The sequence below is a fragment of the Acinetobacter sp. ATCC 27244 genome (assembly GCF_000156555.1).
Taxonomy (GTDB): domain Bacteria; phylum Pseudomonadota; class Gammaproteobacteria; order Pseudomonadales; family Moraxellaceae; genus Acinetobacter; species Acinetobacter haemolyticus.
In genome coordinates, this window is sequence record NZ_GG665966.1 from 19,575 (window position 1) to 40,297 (window position 20,723).

Consider the following 20,723-nt stretch of genomic DNA (forward strand, 5'->3'; position numbering starts at 1 on the left):
AAATTATTATGGAACAATCATCTCCCACTGATATACGACCCATTGAGTCAAACCCTTCTCAAGGCAATTGGTTTGCACTGCTCTCCGTTACTTTAAGTGCTTTCGCGCTAGTCACTGGTGAATTCCTTGCTGTGGGCGTGCTTAATGAGATCGCACGAGATTTTCAAGTGTCCGTTGGAACAGCAGGTTTAACTGTTTCGCTAACGGCCATCGTCGGAATGTTTGCCGCAGTATTGATCCCGATATCGGCCAAAACACTGGATCGCCGGACACTATTACTACTGTTAACCTTGCTCATGATTTTGGCCAATTTCATTACAGCTTTTGCGTCCAACTTTGCATTATTACTGTTTGGACGTATTATTTTAGGGATTGCGATTGGTGGCTTTTGGGCAACAGCAGTTGCTCTCAGTGGTCGCTTAGCCCCGCCACATTTACCGATTGCCAAAGCAACGGCTTGGGTCGCTTTCGGGGTGACCTTAGCAAGTGTACTCGGTGTACCTATGGGCACGTGGTTGGCACAGTATAACGGCTGGCGCACCTCTTTCACCGTCATTTCACTCATGGGAATTTTGCTTTTTATCTTCCAATACCTCTATTTACCTCAATTAAAACCATCGTCTTCGCTGCGTTGGAAAGAACTTCCAATTCTTGTGCAACATCCCGCTGCTCGTAAAGGGCTGATTATTTTTATCTTTATGGGATTTGCACACTTCGCAGTTTATAGTTATTTTTCCGCCTTTTTTAAACATCAGATTGATTTCTCTGATGGACTGATTAGCCGTTTACTTTTGGTATATGGAATTGCGGGGATTTTTGGCAATATCTTTGCGGGTTATCTTGGGCAAATCAATATTCGCTACACCTTTGCAGTCAGTGGTTTTGCATTCTTTTTAGCATTTTTAAGCTTGCCGATGTTTGGCGCACATATTATGACCGCCATGGTGTTGACGGCTTTATGGGGCTTCGCTTATGGCATCATACCGACAGCAGTGAATATCTGGATGTTTACACATGCACCTGAAGCGGTAGAAAAAGGCATGCCAATGGTGACATTGACCTTCCTCATTTTAATTGCCTTAGGCAGTATGTTTGGTGGAATTATTGTTGATCATTTTAATGGCACCATCTTATTCTTTGCCATGCTTCCGCTGGTACTTTGCTCTCTGGTCTTGATTTTCACGCTAGCACGCGGTTTAAATAATCCTCAACTCAGCTGTGAAAATGAATAGAGATATTCCCCATGAAGCATGATCTGGCTAAACAATTTCCTTTTTTACATGGTATTGAAGTGCATGAATTTCTTTATCAAAAAGATGACGTTGTTAGCCCTCATTCTTCACTTTGGGGAGACTTTAACTTCAATCTCAATGGAACTTTAGAGTTTGATATTGAAGGGAAATATTACCTTTCGCCACCTAGCTATGGACTGTGGTTACCCCCACGTACTGAACATCAATCACTGCCCGTCGAACATGAAATTCATTATATTTGTATTCGTCTGCACCCTAAATTCGGTCAATTTTTAGGAAATAGTTGTCGTTGTTTCAGTATCCAACCTTTTTTCCGTGCATTGGTCATTCAAATCCTCGAACAACAAAAGCAAAGCCATTCACCAGAGTACGTGGAGCATCTACTCCAAGTGTTGTTAGATCAACTCAAACAAGCACCGACGTATTCCCATTATCTTCCGCAAAGCAACCACCCTATTTTATCGCCAATTTTAGAAAAGCTTGCAGATCCAGAATTGTTTCATTTGAGCTTACAGCAGGTTCTTCATCATTTTAACGTGAGCGAACGACATGTATTGCGACTGAGTCAACAAGAGTTACAACTCACACTCTCAGAATGGCGCAATCGAGCAAAAATTATTTTTGCAATTAATCAAATTCGCGAAGGAATGACCATTAAACAATTGGCATTTGCACTTGGCTATCATCACAGTTCAAGTTTCATCGAGTTTTTTAAACGCTACACGGGACAAACCCCCATACAACTTAAAAATGCAACGCTTTAAAGTTATACATTTTTCAGCATATTTTGTATGTATTCATATCAATAGCATTGCACTCTAAAAGATTAGCAGTTAAAACAAACAAGTGATTTCACAACAACAAATTAGGACATCCTCCATGAGCCAATCGGTTTATCACATTCCAGTTAAAGACATTAAAGGTCAAGACATTGATCTAGAACAATATAAAGGCAAAGTTTTACTCTTGGTGAATGTAGCCTCAAAATGTGGATTGACCCCTCAATACGAAGGTTTAGAAAAACTATATCAAGCTAAAAAAGATCAAGGCTTGGAAATTCTCGGCTTCCCTGCCAATAACTTCTTAGAACAAGAACCGGGTTCAAATGAAGAAATCGAACAATTCTGTTCACTCAATTATGATGTACATTTCCCACTTTTCGCCAAGATTTCTGTGGCCGGTGATGATAAACATCCACTTTATCAAACATTGACCCAAGCGATTCCTGAACGAATCGGTGAAGGACCTTGGTGGAAAGATCTTGTAGATTATGGTTTAACACCGAACAACCCACCAGAGGTTCTTTGGAATTTTGAGAAATTTCTCGTCAATAAAAATGGTGAAATCGTTGCACGCTTTGCACCTGATATCACGGCAGATGATGAACGCATTGTCACTGCGATTGAAGCTGAATTGGCGAAATAAGTTTAATCATCACTGAGAAGAATAGCCTTATTCTTCTCATACTTCAGCTCAAACCAACCTGTATTATCTTATTGCATGAAAATGTTAACGAATTGCAAAAATCACATTTTTCTTCACACTTTCTGATTATAGTGACGCTCTTTTCAGATTTTGATGAAGTTCTGTCATGCTTAAATACCGCCCAATCTCCGCGATTCTTTCTGCAGCAGCATTGATTAGCACGATTGCGCTGGTCGGTTGTGACCAACCTCCTCAAAAGAATGAACAGGCTCAGCAATATACTGAACAAGAACAAAACACCCCTTCGAGCACCGAGCAAGACGCTCTATCCAATATTGCTGACAACCAAAATCTAAGTCACGGCAATATGTTTAATATCATCCGTGATGTTGCGCAATTGCAACTCAAAACAGATGACTACACAGCATTGCTCCAGAACTCACAGAGCCAACTCGAACAGGCGATTCAAAACCAGAATGTTCAACAACTCAAAGAAAGTACTGCAAAACTTAAACAAGAGCTTCATGCATTACATGATGTTTTGTTGTCTTTGCAACTCAAAAGCACCGAAGTAGACCAAATCCGCCAAAGTCTGCTGAGCGCAAATCAACAGTTACTCAATCTACCTCTTTTACATGGTCAACAAGATATTAGCCAATTAGATTTTGAAAAAATCGCAGCACAGTTTAATAAAATTCAGGTCGATATGTTGAAACTTGCAGCTCTTGTTTTAGGTAATCCAACTTCAGAAGCAGATCAGCCAAACTAATCTCATAAATTTTCTGATTTTTAAATCTTAGATAGCTTGAATTGAATAAGGTGGGTTGGCATCGTTTGGGGCTTGTTGCTCCAAATCTGGTAGCTTTTCCGCATGTTGTGACATTTGCTTATACTTTTGCAGTTCAGCATTTAACTGTCTCACATGCTGTTTCAATTCAATCGATATAAATTGGTCTGCCTGTGCCAATGCAACCCAGCCTGCCTGAGCTCTGCGTTTAGGGTGATCATGCGCTAATTGTTTTTGTATCCATATATACAACCTTTGTGCACGTTGATAAGCCTCAAACTTATAAGCATATAAGGTTGTTGAAATGATTGCTTCTGGGATCTTCCCCATCAACTTTGTTTCAATCTGTCTCAGTTGAAATGCGTATAAATCAACTCGATATTTTAATAAATTCTGATTAAACCATTCTGCAAAGCGAATCAACAAATCGATGACCAAATCCGATTGCGCCTTCAACGCAACTTTCTCAGAAGTAGGTCGACGTTGTTCAATCTTGTGTATCCGCCAAGTTCGATATACTGCAATCCCCCCAATAAAGAAAGCACCAATTGAATCCGAAAGTGCACGCCCCATTGTAGCTTCAACAGCCAAACTATTTTTTGATATTGAACTCGAATATTTATCCTGCGAATACATCCCCAATATGGGTGAGTTTATCGATGTATTAAAATTACGATATACCGCAAAACCAGTATTCATCAATGGAATCGGTAAAAACTCTTCATTGCCAGTTGAATGCTGCAAACACGCAACAGCTGAGCGCTGCACCGAAGCATAGCTCAAAGCAAAATCAGCAAAGACTGAAGGATATTTTTCTTGTAAATGCGCAAGTTCAATATTCACAATAATCGCAATATGCGGATGCTGTCGTGCAAATGTTCCTATTTGATCAGCATCTAAGCTACATTTTACTTGCATGGGTGTGCCATCAACGATCAAATCAAAACTTGCAACATCAGTATGTTCAACAAATTCGATGCAATGTCCTTGTTGACTTAGATTATACGCAACTTGTTGTTTAGCAAGATAAGATGACACTTGTAACAACGCTGCATCATGCTGGTAATCAGACGCTGGGATTTGCTTTAAGTTATAAAATGCATCGGGCTCACGATGAGCGGCTGTTACCAAAGCATCCAGTACCAATGGATTTATTTGTAAGTAGTTCCAAATAAATCCCATACGATGATTGACCGCATTAATCCCACTGACTAACTTAAGATCACGCCCCATGAGAATGTTTTGCAATGCCGTATTCGCCGCTTTATGACGATCTAAGTTCATCGCAATTTCATGGTTATTGAGTAATTTGGGCGCACTCTCCACCACATTTTTATAATAAGGAACGATAAACTCATCTGTGGTTAGCCAATGATTCAAGGAATATCCAACAAATTTAAATTTATGCTGTATACCAAGCAATGATTTAGGTAATTCACGAGGCTGGGATTGCAAGTTTGCTGGTAATAACAGCACTACAGCCCATTGTGTTAATTGCTCATGTAAATGCGGTTGTTGAACACAATCAAGATTGGTCAAACATTCTAAAGCCTCAACCGCATCACGCTGTCCTTGCTCATTGTGATAATCATTTCGACTCAACAAACAGTGTATAAAATCATAGTGCACACTTTCAGGATGATAATCTTGCTGTTGAAATAGCATACGATAATTTTTAATTGCAGCTGACCAATCCTCGAAACGAGAATATAACTCGGCTAATGCTAACGTAACGGAAGAATTATTATATTTATCTTGTAACTGGTTAAGAATACTCAGTTTTAGATCACTATCTTGGCACGCGAGTAACTGAGTTAACAATGCGGCTCGTTCAGATATCGCAAGCGGTGACTGAGCATGTTGCAATCTAAAATTGAGCCCTTGCTCAAACCACGCATATCGATGAGCATGTTGTGGATAGGCCGGGATAAAAACCTGATTGATGAGTTGAATCAAACGCAATGAACAATGCGTTTCATCGACTGTACTGTGTCGGAAATTCCAAACTTTAGGTAAGTTTAGACTAAAAAATTGCGTATAGAGATTAGCCGTTAAATCAGGTTGTATTAATGTCACGAGTTTTATCTGATCTTTGACAGACAAATGATGTCCTTGTTGTTCGATACGATCCAAGCGCAACTTTAAGACATTACTTGCTAACATACTTTTCCTAATTTTTTCTTTAATATACGCATTCGTTATAGCTTACAACGATGTCATCCCTTCATCGTTAAGCATTCATCATATTATGTTTCGAGATAATAAAAAAGCACCTTCAAAACAATCTAAGATTGATATTGAAGGTGCTAAAAACTGAATTAAGCGTTGTTATTATTTACAAAATCGCTAATTTACTTTTTATCCAAACTAATACTCTGCTTACTACACTTTCCAGCTTGTGCAAATTTATACTCAGCAATCGCTTTTTTACCTGTCTCTAAATCTACTTGTTTCAGGTTCGCGCCACCTGTGATTACACCAGGTTTGATATATTGCTGAATAAAATATTGTTTTCCTGCTTCTGTATTCAATGTCAAATGATTCGGTGAAAAATCTGATTCAGTCGAAATCGTATGTTTCTGGTTACCCTCCACCTCTTTTAAGAAGAATGTGCCACGCGCAGTTTCACCTAAACACTCTCCGTCAATCCAAACATCTTTTTTGAGTGCTGCACCCAACACACTATTTGAACGGTAAACATAAACCGCAGCTTTACCTTCTGTAGGTGCATCAAGTTTTTTTGCTTGTTGAGACAATTGCGGTGTTGCTTGCGGTACGGAAGCACAACCAACAAATGTCAGTGCAAGAATGGCTGGAAGTAAAATTTTCATTATGATAATTCTCATGAAGTTATATGTTGCGAGCAGTACTTTATATGAAAATGAGAACTATTTGAATTTTGTTTCCAGTATATTTTCCAATAAAAAAGCCACCTGACGGTGGCTTTTTCAATCGAAAATCGGTACTGATTAAAGTGCGCGATTTTTGATTTTACGAATCGTTTCAAGCTGTGCTGCAGTTTCTGCAAGCGAAGCAAGTGCAGCAGCAGAATCCAAATCACTCTTTTGATTTGCGAGCAATTGTTCAGCTTGTTTACGAGCTTCTAAAATTGCCGCTTCATCTAAGTTGTCCGCACGGATTGCAGTATCTGCAAGTACAGTCACAACATGAGGTTGAACTTCTAACACACCGCCAGATACATAAACGATTTCTTCTGTACCATTTTCCAACTGAACACGAATCGGGCCCGGTTGGAGCAAAGTTACAAGTGGTGCGTGCCCTGGTAAAATACCAAGCTCACCACCTGCGCCTTTTGCGATTAACATCGTAACCGTGCCAGAGTAAATCGACTCATTCACACTTACAACATCACATTGCATCGTCGCCATGAGAATCTCCTTAAATTAGAGTTGCTAATTAAAGTTTCTCGGCTTTAGCAATCACTTCGTCAATACCACCAACCATATAGAACGCTTGTTCTGGAATGTGATCGTATTCACCAGCTAATAGACCTTTAAAGCCACGAATCGTTTCTTTAAGTGGTACTAATTTACCAGGTGCACCAGTAAATACTTCAGCTACGTGGAATGGTTGAGAGAAGAAACGTTGGATTTTACGCGCACGGTAAACAACCAATTTATCTTCTTCAGACAATTCGTCCATACCCAAGATTGCGATGATGTCTTTAAGCTCTTTATAACGTTGCAATACGTTCTGTACAGAACGTGCAATTTCATAATGCTCTTGACCAACAACCAATGGATCTAGCTGACGTGAAGTTGAGTCAAGTGGATCGATCGCAGGGTAAATACCTTGTGAAGCGATGTCACGGCTCAATACAACTGTTGCATCCAAGTGAGCAAACGTAGTTGCAGGAGATGGATCTGTTAAGTCATCGGCTGGTACGTATACTGCTTGGATCGATGTGATCGAACCAGACTTAGTCGACGTAATACGCTCTTGAAGAACACCCATTTCCTCTGCAAGTGTCGGTTGGTAACCTACTGCAGATGGCATACGGCCTAACAATGCTGATACTTCAGTACCTGCAAGTGTATAACGGTAGATGTTGTCTACGAACAACAATACGTCACGACCTTTACCATTTTCATCTTTCTGATCACGGAAATATTCAGCCATGGTCAAACCAGTTAACGCTACGCGTAAACGGTTACCAGGTGGCTCGTTCATCTGACCGTAGACCATTGCTACTTTGTCAAGAACGTTAGAATCTTTCATTTCGTGATAGAAGTCGTTACCTTCACGAGTACGTTCACCAACACCAGCGAATACAGATAAACCTGAGTGCGCTTTAGCGATGTTGTTGATCAACTCCATCATGTTAACGGTTTTACCAACACCAGCACCACCGAACAAACCAACTTTACCACCTTTAGCGAACGGGCATAGCAAGTCAATGACTTTAATACCTGTTTCTAAAAGATCAGTAGAAGCTGCTTGTTCTGCATAAGAAGGTGCTTCACGGTGAATCGGCAAACGCTCTTCAGTCGCAACTGGACCCGCTTCATCAATCGGACGACCCAAAACGTCCATGATACGACCAAGCGTAGCAGGACCTACTGGAACAGAAATCGGTGCATTTGTACTAGTTACATTCAGGCCACGTTTAAGACCTTCTGTAGAACCCATTGCGATGGTACGAACAACACCATCGCCAAGCTGTTGCTGAACTTCTAATGTAGTTTCAGTACCGTCAACTTGGAGAGCGTCATAGATCTTAGGAACGCTATTGCGCTCAAACTCGACGTCGATAACCGCGCCGATGATCTGAATGATACGACCGCTACTCATTGCTGTCTCCTCAATTCAAACTTAATAATGTTAAACGGCAGCGGCACCGCCAACGATCTCGGAAATTTCCTGAGTAATCGCGGCTTGACGCAGCTTGTTGTAAATGAGTTGTAGGTCTTTAATCAATTGTCCTGCGTTGTCTGTCGCTGCTTTCATTGCGACCATACGAGCAGATTGCTCACATGCAACGTTTTCAATTACACCTTGATAAACCATCGACTCGATATAGCGAACCAACAAACCATTTAACAGCTCTTCTGCTTCTGGTTCGTAGATATAATCCCAACCATAAGTACGGTTAAGATCTTCGCCTTCTTCTGCTGGTGCCAAAGGAACAAGTTGTTCAACTTTAGGTTGTTGGGTCATCGCATTGACGAAACCATTTGACACAAGGTAAATACGATCTAATTCACCCTTATCAAATGCATCAAGCATCACCTGAACAGAACCTGTCAACTGTTCCAAACTCGGTGTATCACCAAGTTGGGTAGTTGCACCAAGCACTTTACCGCCGTAACTCTTAAAAAACGAAACCGCTTTTTGACCAATCAAAGCAAATTCAACTTCAATTGACTGCTCTTGTTGTGCTTTGACATGCTGCACAACTTTCTTGAACAAGTTAATGTTCAAGCCACCTGCCAAACCACGATCTGAAGACACCACGATATAGCCAACACGCTTAACAGGGCGTTCAACCATATAACGGTGTTTGTATTCAGGGTTTGCTTGAACCAAGTGAGCAATTACACGGCGCATATTATCGGCATACGGACGGCCTTGAGCCATGCGCTCTTGCGCACGACGCATTTTAGAAGCAGCTACCATTTGCATCGCGCGAGTAATCTTTTGCGTGCTCTTGATACTAGCTACTTTGGCGCGAATTTCTTTTAAATTTGCCATACGCTTAACCTAGTAGTCGAAAGCTCTTTCGAGCTTTCGAAGGTTGATCCGTGAACCAAACTTAACTAAAGCTTAACTTAGTAAGTTTGAGTCGCTTTGAAGCTCTCAATACCTGCTTTGATTGCAGCTTCGATGTCTTTGTTGTAATCACCAGTTTCATCGATCTGTTGCATTAACGCAGCATGTTCAGAGCGGAAGTAAGAAACCAACGCAGCATCAAAGTCTACGATTTTCTTCACTTCTACGTCAGCCATGTAGCCTTCGTTAGATGCATATACAGAAATAGCTTGGTCAGCAATTGAGTATGGAGCATATTGTTTTTGCTTCATTAACTCAGTTACACGTTGACCATGCTCAAGTTGCTTACGAGTCGCTTCATCAAGATCAGAAGCAAACTGAGCAAACGCAGCCAATTCACGGTATTGCGCTAAAGCAGTACGGATACCGCCAGACAATTTTTTGATGATCTTAGTTTGAGCAGAACCACCAACACGAGATACAGAGATACCCGCGTTCACAGCAGGACGAATACCTGCGTTGAATAATGATGTTTCTAGGAAGATCTGACCGTCAGTAATCGAGATTACGTTGGTTGGTACGAATGCAGATACGTCACCAGCTTGAGTTTCAATGATCGGTAATGCAGTTAAAGAACCAGTTTGGCCTTTAACTTCGCCGTTCGTGAATTTCTCAACATAGTCAGCAGAAACGCGAGAAGCACGTTCAAGAAGACGCGAGTGAAGATAGAATACGTCACCTGGATACGCTTCACGACCTGGTGGACGACGTAATAACAATGAAATTTGACGGTAAGCAACAGCTTGCTTAGACAAATCATCATAAATGATTAACGCATCTTCACCACGATCACGGAAGTATTCACCCATTGTACAGCCAGAGTACGGAGCTAAATACTGCATTGCTGCAGGATCAGCAGCCGCTGCTGCGACAACAGTTGTATACGCCATAGCGCCAGTTTCTTCTAGCTTGCGTACAACGTTTGCAATTGTTGATTGTTTTTGACCAATCGCAACATACACACACTTAATGCCAGAGTTTTTCTGAGCGATGATCGCATCGATCGCCATTGCTGTTTTACCAGTTTGACGGTCACCAATAATCAACTCACGCTGACCACGACCTACAGGGATCATGGTATCAACTGATTTATAACCAGTTTGAACAGGTTCGTCTACTGACTGACGCCAAATTACACCTGGTGCTACTTTTTCAACAGCATCAGTTAGTTTTGCATCAATAGGGCCTTTCCCATCAATTGGGTTACCCAAAGCATCTACTACACGGCCAAGAAGTTCAGGACCTACTGGAACTTCTAATACACGACCAGTACAACGAGCTTTTTGACCTTCTTGCAGGCTTAGGTAGTTACCTAAAACAACGGCACCCACTGAATCCTGTTCTAGGTTCAGTGCCATACCGAATAAGCCGCCGTCGAATTCGATCATTTCGCCGTACATGGCATCCGCAAGACCGTGAATACGCACGATACCGTCAGATACCATAACAATGGTACCCTCATTTTTTGCGGTCGCGCTGGTGTCCAGATCGCCGATACGCTGTTTAATGAGCGCACTGATCTCGGATGGATTCAGTTGTTGCATTGCGCTATTCCTCAATCTTTTTTAAGTTCAGTCTTTTTGCTATTACGCAAGAAGACGAGTCCGCATTTTTTCAAGCTTGTTAAGCGCAGAGTCATCTATCACTTGGTCGCCTGCACGAATCACAACACCTGCGATCAACGCCGGATTAACGGTCACAGTCATTTGAACTGTTTTGTTAAAACGTTTTTCTAGTGCATGAGCTAAAATATGCTCTTGCTTCGCGTCCATCGGGAAAGCAGATTCAATCACTACTTCCAAGGTGTTGTTGTTCTGCGATTTAAGTAATTCATATTCTGCTGCGATTTCAGGTAACAACGTTAAACGATCGTTATCTGCAAGAAGTGTCAGAAAATTTGACACTGCTTGAGATTGATCTTCACCTAAAACCTTCGCAAAAAGACCTACTTGTTCCGCAGGAGTCAGCTCAGGGCGATTTAAATAAGCGGAAAATGCTTCATCTTGCACCGCAGCACCGAGCAGTTGTAACGCATTTGACCAAGCGTCAGTTGCATTCTGCTCAGATGCATAAGCAAATGCTGCTTTAGCGTATGGGCGTGCCAACGTCAAGAGTTCAGCCATATTTCCCTCGCTTAAAGTTTAGCAGCCAGCTGAGTCAGCATGGCATTATGAGCTTCTGCGTCAACTTGTTGGTTCAGAATTTTTTCTGCGCCATCAACTGCCAAAGCAGCAACTTGTTGACGTAATTCTTCGCGAGCAGCATTGATGTCTTGATCAACAGTTTCTTTCGCCTGTTGACGAATACGCTCACCTTCAGCCGCAGCTTGGGTACGCGCTTCTTCGACCAATTGTGCCGCACGACGGTTCGCTTGTTCGATCAATTGAGCCGCTTGTGCTTTTGCTGCATCGATCTCTGCCTTTACTTGTGCTTGCGCATCAGCTAAGTCAGCTTTCGCTTTTTCAGCAGCATTTAAGCCATCAGCAATTTTACGCTGACGCTCACTAATCGCATTGATTAGTGGTGGCCAAACAAACTTCATACAAAATGCGACAAAAACCGCAAATGCAATCGCTTGGCCAATCAATGTGAGGTTGATATTCATTTCGCTATTCCTCAATATGTGGATTTAGGAATTAAGCTATTAACCTACAAATGGATTAGCGAAGATGAAGAACAAGCCAATACCAACACCGATCATAGGCACAGCATCAAGAAGACCCGCGATTAAGAACATACGAGTTTGAAGTTGTGGAGCCAATTCTGGTTGACGAGCAACAGCTTCTAGAAAGCGACCACCCAAAAGACCAAAACCAATCGCAGTACCTAAAGCACCGAAAGCGATCAAGATAGCAGATGCAATTGCAACTAGACCTAAAGTGAGTTCCATGAAAAATTCCTCAGAGGTTAGGTTATTACCAAATTAAACTAAAAATTTAAGCCCAACCATCAACTGATAGTTAGGCAATACCATTAATGCTTTTCGCTTGCCATGCTCAAGTAAACGATGGTCAGCATCATAAAGATAAATGCTTGCAACGTGATTACAAGAATGTGGAAAATAGCCCAAGGCACAGATAACGCCCACTGGATCCAGAACGGCAATAATGCGATCAAGATGAAGATCAACTCACCCGCATATAAGTTACCGAACAGTCGAAGAGCCAACGAAACTGGACGAGCAAGGAAAGTTACTAACTCCAATACAAGGTTCACTGGAATCAATAACGCTTTTGCAAATTTATTACTTGGGTTAAATGGGTTAAGTGCCAATTCGCCAACAAAACCACCTACACCCTTTTCACGAATACTATAGAACAAGATCAAGGCGAACACAGATAACGACATACCTAAGGTAATGTTCGGATCTGTAGTCGGTACAATCTTGAAGTAAACATGATGCGGGTCCATACCAAATACGTGAGCACCGATTTGTTGAGCTAGGACAGGAATCCAGTCAACAGGCACTAAGTCCATCAAGTTCATGAGGAAAATCCACACAAAGATGGTTAATGCCAATGGTGCAATTAAACGTGATTTGCCATGAAAGGTGTCACGGACACTTGAGTCCACAAACTCGATAATCATCTCGATTGCTGACTGGAATTTTGTTGGAACACCTGCGTTAGCAGCTTTCGCAACAATCCAGAACATCAAACAGAAAATAATACCAAGTCCGATAGACCAACCCATTGAATCCAAGTGAATTGCAGTGAACCCCATCGATTGAGCTTCTTCAGCAGACTCAGCCAATTTCCATGTCCCATCTGGCATTTTGCCATAGGTCATATTGGTCAAGTGATGCTTGATATACTCGGTCGAAGTCAGGGCATGTTCTTCAGCAGCCATAAATCACACCTGGTCAATGTCAATCATTAAAAAGAGGAAAAATGAATATTGCGGACTGCAAATATCTCACTCTACCCTCCAAAAATCTTTAAATGTGCCCTATTCTCGTTGTTGCAATCGTGACACCCAAAATGGCGCAACCCACGACATTGCTTGAACGAGAATAAATCCACCCAACAATGCAACCGGTGACAGCGGTTTAACATTGCTCAAAATCAAAATAAAACCCACGATCACAATCGCAAACTTACCGAGCATTCCCCGATACATGTTGAGCATGACTTGTTTTGATGCCCTAGCACCAGCCGTCCTGAACGACTGCCAAGCAAAATAACAATATGCTAACCAACAAACCGAGGCCCCAAGCGCAGCACTCAAAGCAGCAGTTCTATCATTTATCATCCATGCCAGCAAAGCTGCAACTGGAATCATACATGCTTGTAAGAAGACCAAAGCTTTTGCTAATCGTCGGTCAATCAAGCGACTAGTTCGGCTCATTTTTTACCCACTCACAGCATAACTGCTTGACAAGTTTTAATCATGATCGTTTCGAATCGCTGGCATTATAGAGTTACACCCCTGAACATGCAATCTTTTATCGACCTAAGTCTGCTTTTTTCGTTACCATATTTTTTGACGATAGAGTCAACGCATTTTTATTTTTTTGATCAATTTTGAACACTTATCACGCATTTATCGGTTTTTGAAGCCAATTTTTTCCAAGCAGCAATAAAATTGTCCTCACCGTTCATGCTTTCATCCACTGTTTCAAAAATGACGGGATTTAACCTGCGATAGACATTTTGATTCGCTGAAATTTCAGCCAACAAACACATCTGTGTTTTTGGACGATTGTCATTCAAATACTTAATCTGTGCGGCTGTTGGTGCAATGTGTGGATCATCAGTCAAAGCACCTGCAAATTTCAAATTCAGTGCTCTTTCTAAATACTGATATGCATCATGATAAGACCAATATGGCTTTGACTTATGACTACTTTCATATTGTTGCGCTGTTTGTCGCATTTGCTGCGCAAACTCTCGTGCATTGGCTGTGTATTTCGCTTTGTTTTCTGGGTATTGTTGCGAGCGTAGGGCCGCGATGAAAAATGCAATTCGAACCGCGTTATTAGGTTCTAACCAAACATGACTATCAACTGTATTATCCAATGATGCACCACGTAAACTACGCTGTGGTAAAATTGTCAAAATACCCGCATCTAAAAGTGAAATGGCTTTTCTATTCTGACTTAACAATTTATCTAATGGTGCTTCATGTGCCTTGCCCAACCAAATCACCAAGGAAGCATCCTGAATGATTTTGCGATGTGCGGGCGTTAAGTGGACATCATGTCCCGTCTGATCACTTAAAAGAAGGGTTGGCGTTTCCACACCATTGGTCACTTCTTTTGCAATCAAATAAATTGGCTGTGTTGACACGACTAAGCTTTGCGTCCAGCCCCATGTGCTTAATAAGGAAAAGGTGACGAACAAAACAAGGCGCAACATTACAACACTACTCAACTTGGCAAGGCATGTTATAATATAACAAAAGTTCAAAAATGCCTATGTCTATTTTCTATATTTGCCACAGCTTCTATCACAAGTATGACTTATATAGTGAGTTCCCAATGAATTGCATGGTATGATGTAGGGTCTATTGAACACACTACACATTTCTATTTTTTAGATGCTTGCTAAATCTAGTGGCTTGGATCACTTTTTAATGTGTGCGTGAAGATCAATAGACCCTTGGCTAATAATGAGGTCCATTTATGAGTTCTTGTTCACATGAACATGACAATGCTTTACACGGTGTTCATGGTCATCATGATATCAAAGCACGACTTGCTGAAGCAGAATATCTGTGTACCACAACTGGTGCACGGCTCACACCTTTACGCAAAGAAGTCCTTGAACTCATTTTAAATGCCTCTGCACCGATGGGTGCTTACGATTTGTTGGCAAAATTAAAAGGCCAAGCTGATCGTCCTGCTGCCCCACCAACGGTGTATCGCACACTCGACTTTTTGTTGGAAAAAGGCCTAATTCACCGTCTCACCTCAATTAATGCCTATATCCCTTGTTGTCATCCACGTGAAGGGCATCAAGCTGCATTCCTAATTTGTACAGAATGCCATATGGTTAAAGAGGCGTCTGCTCAAGGACTGATCCAGCAACTTGATCAATTGGCTGCTTCCGATCAATTCACTGCTCAGCACAGCATTATTGAAATTTCTGGGAAATGTCATCAGTGCAGCACAGCACCCTAACAACTCCACTCATCCAGTTGGAGAATATCTCTGTTCAACGTGATGAACGAGAGATTTTGAGAAATGTTGATTTTGACTTAAATGCCAAAGAGATTGTCACGCTCATCGGTCCAAACGGCGCAGGAAAGTCGACTCTCATTAAAGTATTACTGGGCATCATGTCTCCCAATAAAGGCAAAGTTCATTTTTCGAAAAAGTTAAAAATGGCTTATGTCCCACAAAAATTCAATCCATCTGCAAGTTTACCACTTCGTGTTCAAGACCTATTGGATTTAGAGTTTTGCGAGAAACGTCTTCGTCAAGAAATTATCCACGATACAGGCATCTCAAAATTACAAGAATCTAGAGTCCAACAATTGTCTGGAGGCGAACGCCAGCGTGTTCTTCTAGCTCGTGCATTATTACGTCAACCTGACATTCTCATTCTAGATGAGCCAATGCAAGGTTTAGATATCCAATCCGAAGCAGAGTTGTATGAATATGTTCGCAGCCTACCTGAACGCTATGGCTGTGCAGTACTGATGGTTTCACATGACTTACAATGGGTGATGCAAGGAACACATCGTGTGGTTTGTTTAAATAAACATATTTGTTGTAGTGGCTTACCTGAAAGTATCCAACAGCATCCTGAGTATCAAGCTATATTTGGGACGCAACGGATGTTTTACCAGCACCATCATAACCACTGTGTGCATAGTGATCATGCTGAGCCATGTGCGCATGACCCTCGCCCCCATATTCATCCCGAACCAAAGGTCTAAGCCATGATGGAATGGTTACAACTGCTATTACCCGCTTGGATTATGGGAACATTACTGGTGTTCTTGACCGCACCACTCGGCTGTCTAATGCTATGGCGCAGAATGTCTTTCTTTGCAGATACGATGGCTCACGGTACGTTGCTCGGGGTCGCAATCGCAGGAATTTTGGGTCTTCCTTTTTGGTTAGGCGTTGGTTTTTTAGCGCTATTGTTAGTTGCCATCTTATGGGTTCTTCATGATTCTCGGCTACCTAATGATGCATTGCTGGCGTTGTGTTCAGCCACACTTCTCTGTGCTGGCTTACTACTGATTCAACAAGTCCCAAGCCTAAGACCAGAGTTATTAAGCTATTTATTTGGCGATCTACTCAGTATTGAATGGTCAGACTTACCTATTTTTGCGGTAGTCATTATGATCGCACTGGTGGTGTTATATCGTTCATGGTCTGCACAAATTCAAATCGCAATTGATCCAGATATCGCAATGAGTGAAGGGATCAATGCCAATTGGCAACGCCTAATTTTTATGTTGCTTCTGGCTTTGTTTACGGTCTTAGCGCTGCGCGCTGTAGGCTCATTACTCATGGGTGCGTTATTGGTCATCCCAGCATTGAGCGCACGTCTTCTTGCTCACTCGCCTAAACAAATGGTGCTTTGGGCATTCATACTCGCACAATTGGGTATTACAGTTGGCTTATGGTCAAGTGCAGCATTAAATATCGCGACCGGCTTAAGTATTGTCCTATTTATGGCGCTGATCTTCGCCGTGATTTTTATGCTTCAAAAATTTAATAGATCGTCACAGACAAGCTAATCCGCATTTTTTAATTGGATTGCTGGATTGCGCCAAGTAGCAATGCAGCACAGCTAAACATCATCGCGAAGCTTCGATTTAAATATTTCTGCTGTTTTGGTGATCGCAATAATCTCAATACTTTTGAAGCTAACCCTGTATAACCCGCCATCACAATCAAATCGATTGTCACCATGGTGATCGCCATAATCAGATATTGCAACCACTGTGGTCGCCCTAAGTCCAAAAACTGAGGCAACACCGCCAATAAAAATACAATCGCTTTGGGATTACTCATATTGACCACAAATCCTTTAAACATCAAAGCAGAAGCAGATTTGTGGATGTATTCTTTTTCAATCTCAATGGCTTGAATGGGTGCTGTCCACTGTTGATACGCCAAGTAAAGTAAATAGGCAACACCAAACCATTTCACCAACTGAAACGCCCAAGGTGTTGTCGCAAACAATACACCGACACCCGCAGCAACAATCATAATTTGAAGCAGCAATGCAATTTGCAACCCTATCACATTCCAATACCCGTGCTTAAACCCATGATTTAAGCCACTCGACATGGAGACAATTGCTCCCGCACCAGGTGAAATACTAATCACCCAGCAGGCCAACATAAACGCAAACCAGACTTGTAAAGACATAGCAACACGGCAACATAAAAAGTGGAATTATACCGTTTTTATTTTGCCATGATCTTATGTGATAAGACCATAAAACTGAGCAAATAAACTTTTAAGCTCAATCAACATCAGGCACAATGATTTATTTTCCGACCTTTAAAAAATAATGAAGGAGTTTTTAATGACTGCTCAATCTGTCATTCTTCCACTACCATCTGATCATGCCCGTTTTATTGTTTTGCGCTTAAAAGATTTAACTATTCTTGAATTAAAACAACAGATTGATGCTCTACTTTCAACTCGTGATCGCCTGATTAGCCAACATCCAAATGGTCAAATTAAAACAGCAATTGCCTTTGGTCCTGAACTTTGGGCAAAACTCTACGCAGAAACACCCGCAGGTTTTAAACAACTTAATCCTGAACAAGGGGCATTTAATATGCCTGTCGTGCCTGCGGATGTATTTATTCATATTGCCAGCGCCCGCGCGGATCTATGCTTTGCAATGAGCCAAGCCTTCTTTGCGGGTATACAAGATAAAGTTGAAGTGCTTGATGAGCGCGCTTGTTTCCGCCAATTTGATGGCCGTGATTTGACTGGCTTTATTGATGGCACGGAAAACCCACAATTCCCTGAAGACCGTGCAGAAGCAACCCTCATCCCAGATTCAGCAGGTGTATTTGCGGATGGTAGTTTTATTTTTGCACAACGCTATGTCCACGATTTAGCCAAATGGCACCAACTCAAAGTTGATGCACAAGAACATGTGATTGGGCGGACGAAACTCGAATCAATCGAACTTGATGACGATGTAAAGCCTGAAAATGCGCATGTTGCTCGTACTGTTGTCGAAGATGATGCGGGTGAAGAAATGGAAATTTTACGTCATAGCCTACCTTATGGTGATGGCAAGGGTGAACAAGGCCTATTCTTCGTCGCATATACCAACAACTTAAACATCATTGATGAAATGTTAAAACGCATGTTTGGTACCACTGGAGATGGTATCCATGATCGTCTATTACACTTCACCACTGCGGTAGATGGTGCTTATTATTTTGCACCTAGTGATGAACTGTTAGCTGAAATTCTAGAAGTCTGAATGACCAGATGCTATGTCAATGCAGTGACATAGCATCCTTTTTCTCATGTGATGAAATCCGAACAAAAAAAGATTTATAGGAATATCTTAAATCCTCACAAATCCCTCTCCCCTTAAAGCTGCAAAATTTGCTATATTTAGCGTTTTTCCGCGACATTTATTTCGGTAACTATGAATACGGCAATACAAGCAGCTCTCGATCATGCGGTACACACCCTGCAACAACAAGGCGTACTTCCTTCAGATTGGACCAACACGAGCCATTTAACCCGTACTAAAGACCGAAGTCACGGAGACTTTGCTTCGAATATTGCGATGATCGGCTCTAAAGCAGCAGGCATGAAGCCTCGTGATCTTGCTGAAAAGATATTGGCTGCACTCCCTGAGGTTGCAGACATCAGCAAAGCAGAAATTGCAGGTCCTGGTTTTATTAACTTTTTCTTAAACGCAGATCAACGTTTTGCTGTACTTGATCAGATTGAAGCGCAAAAAGATCAATATGGTCGTAGCCAAGTCAATGCAGCCAAGAAAATTCAGGTTGAATTCGTCTCTGCTAATCCAACTTCAAGCCTACATGTCGGTCATGGACGTGGAGCTGCCTATGGCATGACTGTTGCGAACTTATTGGAAGCAACTGGAGCAAAAGTTGATCGCGAATACTATGTCAACGACGCTGGTCGTCAAATGGATATTTTGGCGACTTCAACCTATCTCCGTTATTTAGAATTGACGGGACAAACACTGGTTTTCCCTAAAAATGCCTATCAAGGCGACTATGTCAAAGAAATTGCACAAGAAATTATTAATAAAGATGGCAATACCTATGTTCGTGCAGTAGCAGACATCTATAAAGATGTACCAGAAGACGTGCAATACGCTGAAGCATTAGATGCCGAAGGCAATAAGGTTGTGCTATCTGGTGACAAAGAAAAACATATCGATGGGCTGATTGCCAACTCACAACAACAATTAGGCGAAGGCTATCGTGTTTTCCATCAAGCAGCGTTACATGCCATTTTAGACGACATTAAAGATGACCTTGCTGATTTTGGTGTGACTTTTGATGAGTGGTTTAGCGAAGCATCTTTAACAGAAAAAATTGATGAAGCATTAGCAACTCTTGATCAGCGCGGCTACCTCTATGAAAAAGAAGGTAATATCTGGTTTAAATCGACTGAATTTGGCGATGAAAAAGATCGTGTTGTAAAACGTCGTAATGGTCAAACCACTTATTTTGCCTCGGACATTGCTTACCATCTGAATAAATTACAACGTGGCTATACCGACCTGATCGATATCTGGGGTTCTGACCACCACGGTTATATTTCACGTGTGAAAGCAGCGATTGATGCGATGGGTTATGACTCGAAGAAACTGACCGTACTTTTGGTTCAGTTCGTGAGTTTATGGCGCGGTGGTGAAATGGTACAAATGTCATCTCGTTCAGGCCAATTCGTAACTTTACGCGACTTGCGTAAGGAAGTTGGTAACGATGCTGCTCGTTTCTACTATGTCATGCGTAAATCTGAGCAACATATCGACTTTGATTTAGATCTTGCTGTTTCACAAAGCAAAGACAATGCGGTGTATTACATTCAATATGCACATGCGCGTGTAAACAGTATTGTGAACCGTGCTAAAGAGAAAGGCATTGCATTTGACGTTGCATCTGCACGCCAAGTTGCCAACTTATTAACATTGGATGCTGAAACAGAAATTTTAGCTAAATTAGCAGCTTACCCTGAAATTGTAATTCGTGCTGCGAATGTCTGCGAACCACATCAAATTGGCAACTACTTAAAAGATCTTGCTGCGCTGTTTCATGGATGGTATGCACAAGATGGTGTTAAATTTGTTGATGAAGCAAATATTCCACTATCTCAAGCGCGTTTATTACTTTCAATCAACGTGCAGCAAGTATTGCGTAATGGTTTAGAATTATTGGGTGTGTCCGCTCCTGAGGCAATGTAAGCAACACTCTTACGCAGCGTTGCTGCTCATGTCGCAAGACGGAGGGCTACGCCCGAAGTGTCACTCATAAATAAAATGGCACTT

The 20,723-nt window shown here is 41.7% G+C and carries 22 protein-coding genes; 9 read left to right on the plus strand and 13 right to left on the minus strand.

The features are described from left to right. The first annotated feature begins 8 nt into the window (after positions 1–8). The 4 genes from HMPREF0023_RS14350 to HMPREF0023_RS14365 all read left to right on the plus strand — a co-directional run bounded on the left by HMPREF0023_RS14350 (position 9) and on the right by HMPREF0023_RS14365 (position 3,447). The gene (locus HMPREF0023_RS14350) at positions 9–1,232 is read left to right on the plus strand and encodes an MFS transporter (RefSeq protein WP_005085676.1); all 1,224 of its coding nucleotides are present in this window, start codon (positions 9–11) and stop codon (positions 1,230–1,232) included. An 11-nt stretch (positions 1,233–1,243) separates the two neighbouring features. Next, the gene (locus tag HMPREF0023_RS14355) at positions 1,244–2,017 is read left to right on the plus strand and encodes a helix-turn-helix transcriptional regulator (protein WP_008942438.1); all 774 of its coding nucleotides are present in this window, start codon (positions 1,244–1,246) and stop codon (positions 2,015–2,017) included. Between the two features lie 115 nt (positions 2,018–2,132). Beyond that, entirely contained in the window at positions 2,133–2,678 is a 546-nt protein-coding gene (locus tag HMPREF0023_RS14360) for a glutathione peroxidase (protein WP_004637493.1), read from the plus strand. Positions 2,679–2,844: 166 nt separating this feature from the next. Next, complete coding sequence (locus HMPREF0023_RS14365; RefSeq protein ID WP_005085680.1) at positions 2,845–3,447, plus strand: hypothetical protein; 603 nt, start codon at positions 2,845–2,847, stop codon at positions 3,445–3,447. Positions 3,448–3,474: 27 nt separating this feature from the next. On the opposite strand, the gene HMPREF0023_RS14370 is transcribed toward HMPREF0023_RS14365, so the two are convergent. From HMPREF0023_RS14370 to HMPREF0023_RS14425, 12 genes are all read right to left on the minus strand, one after another. Continuing rightward, a complete protein-coding gene (locus tag HMPREF0023_RS14370) occupies positions 3,475–5,628 on the minus strand; it encodes a hypothetical protein (RefSeq protein ID WP_008942439.1) in 2,154 nt (717 codons plus the stop codon). 188 nt (positions 5,629–5,816) lie between these two features. Further along, entirely contained in the window at positions 5,817–6,296 is a 480-nt protein-coding gene (locus HMPREF0023_RS14375) for a DUF2846 domain-containing protein (protein ID WP_005085684.1), read from the minus strand. Positions 6,297–6,434: 138 nt separating this feature from the next. After that, positions 6,435–6,854, minus strand: coding sequence for a F0F1 ATP synthase subunit epsilon (locus HMPREF0023_RS14380; protein ID WP_004637489.1), 420 nt, complete (start codon positions 6,852–6,854; stop codon positions 6,435–6,437). A gap of 28 nt (positions 6,855–6,882) precedes the next feature. Then, the gene (atpD, locus tag HMPREF0023_RS14385) at positions 6,883–8,277 is read right to left on the minus strand and encodes a F0F1 ATP synthase subunit beta (protein WP_004637488.1); all 1,395 of its coding nucleotides are present in this window, start codon (positions 8,275–8,277) and stop codon (positions 6,883–6,885) included. Positions 8,278–8,307: 30 nt separating this feature from the next. Then, complete coding sequence (gene atpG / locus HMPREF0023_RS14390) at positions 8,308–9,177, minus strand: F0F1 ATP synthase subunit gamma (RefSeq protein ID WP_004637487.1); 870 nt, start codon at positions 9,175–9,177, stop codon at positions 8,308–8,310. Between the two features lie 77 nt (positions 9,178–9,254). Beyond that, positions 9,255–10,799, minus strand: coding sequence for a F0F1 ATP synthase subunit alpha (gene atpA / locus HMPREF0023_RS14395; RefSeq protein WP_004637486.1), 1,545 nt, complete (start codon positions 10,797–10,799; stop codon positions 9,255–9,257). Positions 10,800–10,841: 42 nt separating this feature from the next. Further along, positions 10,842–11,378: a F0F1 ATP synthase subunit delta gene (locus HMPREF0023_RS14400; RefSeq protein WP_004637485.1), complete on the minus strand. Its 537-nt coding sequence runs from the start codon at positions 11,376–11,378 to the stop codon at positions 10,842–10,844. An 11-nt stretch (positions 11,379–11,389) separates the two neighbouring features. Further along, positions 11,390–11,860 (minus strand): F0F1 ATP synthase subunit B, encoded by a 471-nt coding sequence (locus tag HMPREF0023_RS14405; RefSeq protein ID WP_004637483.1) that lies wholly within the window; start codon positions 11,858–11,860, stop codon positions 11,390–11,392. 39 nt (positions 11,861–11,899) lie between these two features. Continuing rightward, entirely contained in the window at positions 11,900–12,145 is a 246-nt protein-coding gene (gene atpE / locus HMPREF0023_RS14410) for a F0F1 ATP synthase subunit C (protein ID WP_000424060.1), read from the minus strand. A gap of 83 nt (positions 12,146–12,228) precedes the next feature. Then, positions 12,229–13,104 (minus strand): F0F1 ATP synthase subunit A, encoded by an 876-nt coding sequence (atpB, locus tag HMPREF0023_RS14415; protein WP_004637481.1) that lies wholly within the window; start codon positions 13,102–13,104, stop codon positions 12,229–12,231. Between the two features lie 99 nt (positions 13,105–13,203). Next, the gene (locus tag HMPREF0023_RS14420; protein WP_004637479.1) at positions 13,204–13,602 is read right to left on the minus strand and encodes an ATP synthase subunit I; all 399 of its coding nucleotides are present in this window, start codon (positions 13,600–13,602) and stop codon (positions 13,204–13,206) included. Positions 13,603–13,772: 170 nt separating this feature from the next. Beyond that, complete coding sequence (locus HMPREF0023_RS14425; RefSeq protein WP_005085690.1) at positions 13,773–14,612, minus strand: metal ABC transporter substrate-binding protein; 840 nt, start codon at positions 14,610–14,612, stop codon at positions 13,773–13,775. A gap of 266 nt (positions 14,613–14,878) precedes the next feature. Here HMPREF0023_RS14425 and HMPREF0023_RS14430 point away from each other — a divergent pair, with 266 nt between their 5' ends. Genes HMPREF0023_RS14430 through znuB form a run of 3 tightly spaced genes read left to right on the plus strand, consistent with a single transcriptional unit; the run spans position 14,879 to position 16,950 of the window. After that, positions 14,879–15,376 carry a transcriptional repressor gene (locus HMPREF0023_RS14430; protein WP_004637476.1) on the plus strand — a complete coding sequence of 166 codons (498 nt, stop codon included), beginning with the start codon at positions 14,879–14,881 and terminating at the stop codon, positions 15,374–15,376. Further along, complete coding sequence (gene znuC / locus HMPREF0023_RS14435; RefSeq protein ID WP_005085692.1) at positions 15,349–16,137, plus strand: zinc ABC transporter ATP-binding protein ZnuC; 789 nt, start codon at positions 15,349–15,351, stop codon at positions 16,135–16,137. Before HMPREF0023_RS14430 ends, znuC begins: the two co-directional genes overlap by 28 nt. A gap of 3 nt (positions 16,138–16,140) precedes the next feature. Beyond that, complete coding sequence (gene znuB / locus HMPREF0023_RS14440) at positions 16,141–16,950, plus strand: zinc ABC transporter permease subunit ZnuB (RefSeq protein ID WP_005092501.1); 810 nt, start codon at positions 16,141–16,143, stop codon at positions 16,948–16,950. A 10-nt stretch (positions 16,951–16,960) separates the two neighbouring features. Here the strand turns inward: znuB and HMPREF0023_RS14445 are convergent, their stop codons facing one another. Continuing rightward, positions 16,961–17,587, minus strand: a complete 627-nt coding sequence (locus tag HMPREF0023_RS14445; protein WP_005085693.1) for a LysE family transporter — start codon at positions 17,585–17,587, stop codon at positions 16,961–16,963. Between the two features lie 160 nt (positions 17,588–17,747). Between HMPREF0023_RS14445 and HMPREF0023_RS14450 the strand changes: the two genes are divergently transcribed. Both HMPREF0023_RS14450 and argS read left to right on the plus strand, forming a co-directional pair. Next, positions 17,748–18,668, plus strand: coding sequence for a Dyp-type peroxidase (locus HMPREF0023_RS14450; protein ID WP_005085695.1), 921 nt, complete (start codon positions 17,748–17,750; stop codon positions 18,666–18,668). Positions 18,669–18,839: 171 nt separating this feature from the next. Beyond that, positions 18,840–20,639 (plus strand): arginine--tRNA ligase, encoded by a 1,800-nt coding sequence (argS, locus tag HMPREF0023_RS14455; RefSeq protein WP_005092503.1) that lies wholly within the window; start codon positions 18,840–18,842, stop codon positions 20,637–20,639. Positions 20,640–20,723: the final 84 nt, after the last annotated feature.

Bases quoted from the DNA above. Each gene is read 5' to 3' on its own strand.
- atpD (WP_004637488.1), bottom strand. From the start codon at position 8,277: ATGAGTAGCGGTCGTATCATTCAGATCATCGGCGCGGTTATCGACGTC.
- HMPREF0023_RS14375 (WP_005085684.1), bottom strand. From the start codon at position 6,296: ATGAAAATTTTACTTCCAGCCATTCTTGCACTGACATTTGTTGGTTGT.
- znuC (WP_005085692.1), top strand. From the start codon at position 15,349: ATGTCATCAGTGCAGCACAGCACCCTAACAACTCCACTCATCCAGTTG.
- HMPREF0023_RS14420 (WP_004637479.1), bottom strand. From the start codon at position 13,602: ATGAGCCGAACTAGTCGCTTGATTGACCGACGATTAGCAAAAGCTTTG.
- argS (WP_005092503.1), top strand. From the start codon at position 18,840: ATGAATACGGCAATACAAGCAGCTCTCGATCATGCGGTACACACCCTG.
- HMPREF0023_RS14445 (WP_005085693.1), bottom strand. From the start codon at position 17,587: ATGTCTTTACAAGTCTGGTTTGCGTTTATGTTGGCCTGCTGGGTGATT.
- HMPREF0023_RS14430 (WP_004637476.1), top strand. From the start codon at position 14,879: ATGAGTTCTTGTTCACATGAACATGACAATGCTTTACACGGTGTTCAT.
- atpE (WP_000424060.1), bottom strand. From the start codon at position 12,145: ATGGAACTCACTTTAGGTCTAGTTGCAATTGCATCTGCTATCTTGATC.
- HMPREF0023_RS14355 (WP_008942438.1), top strand. From the start codon at position 1,244: ATGAAGCATGATCTGGCTAAACAATTTCCTTTTTTACATGGTATTGAA.
- HMPREF0023_RS14350 (WP_005085676.1), top strand. From the start codon at position 9: ATGGAACAATCATCTCCCACTGATATACGACCCATTGAGTCAAACCCT.
- atpB (WP_004637481.1), bottom strand. From the start codon at position 13,104: ATGGCTGCTGAAGAACATGCCCTGACTTCGACCGAGTATATCAAGCAT.
- HMPREF0023_RS14365 (WP_005085680.1), top strand. From the start codon at position 2,845: ATGCTTAAATACCGCCCAATCTCCGCGATTCTTTCTGCAGCAGCATTG.
- HMPREF0023_RS14360 (WP_004637493.1), top strand. From the start codon at position 2,133: ATGAGCCAATCGGTTTATCACATTCCAGTTAAAGACATTAAAGGTCAA.
- atpG (WP_004637487.1), bottom strand. From the start codon at position 9,177: ATGGCAAATTTAAAAGAAATTCGCGCCAAAGTAGCTAGTATCAAGAGC.
- HMPREF0023_RS14405 (WP_004637483.1), bottom strand. From the start codon at position 11,860: ATGAATATCAACCTCACATTGATTGGCCAAGCGATTGCATTTGCGGTT.
- HMPREF0023_RS14380 (WP_004637489.1), bottom strand. From the start codon at position 6,854: ATGGCGACGATGCAATGTGATGTTGTAAGTGTGAATGAGTCGATTTAC.
- atpA (WP_004637486.1), bottom strand. From the start codon at position 10,799: ATGCAACAACTGAATCCATCCGAGATCAGTGCGCTCATTAAACAGCGT.
- HMPREF0023_RS14370 (WP_008942439.1), bottom strand. From the start codon at position 5,628: ATGTTAGCAAGTAATGTCTTAAAGTTGCGCTTGGATCGTATCGAACAA.
- HMPREF0023_RS14425 (WP_005085690.1), bottom strand. From the start codon at position 14,612: ATGTTGCGCCTTGTTTTGTTCGTCACCTTTTCCTTATTAAGCACATGG.
- znuB (WP_005092501.1), top strand. From the start codon at position 16,141: ATGATGGAATGGTTACAACTGCTATTACCCGCTTGGATTATGGGAACA.
- HMPREF0023_RS14400 (WP_004637485.1), bottom strand. From the start codon at position 11,378: ATGGCTGAACTCTTGACGTTGGCACGCCCATACGCTAAAGCAGCATTT.
- HMPREF0023_RS14450 (WP_005085695.1), top strand. From the start codon at position 17,748: ATGACTGCTCAATCTGTCATTCTTCCACTACCATCTGATCATGCCCGT.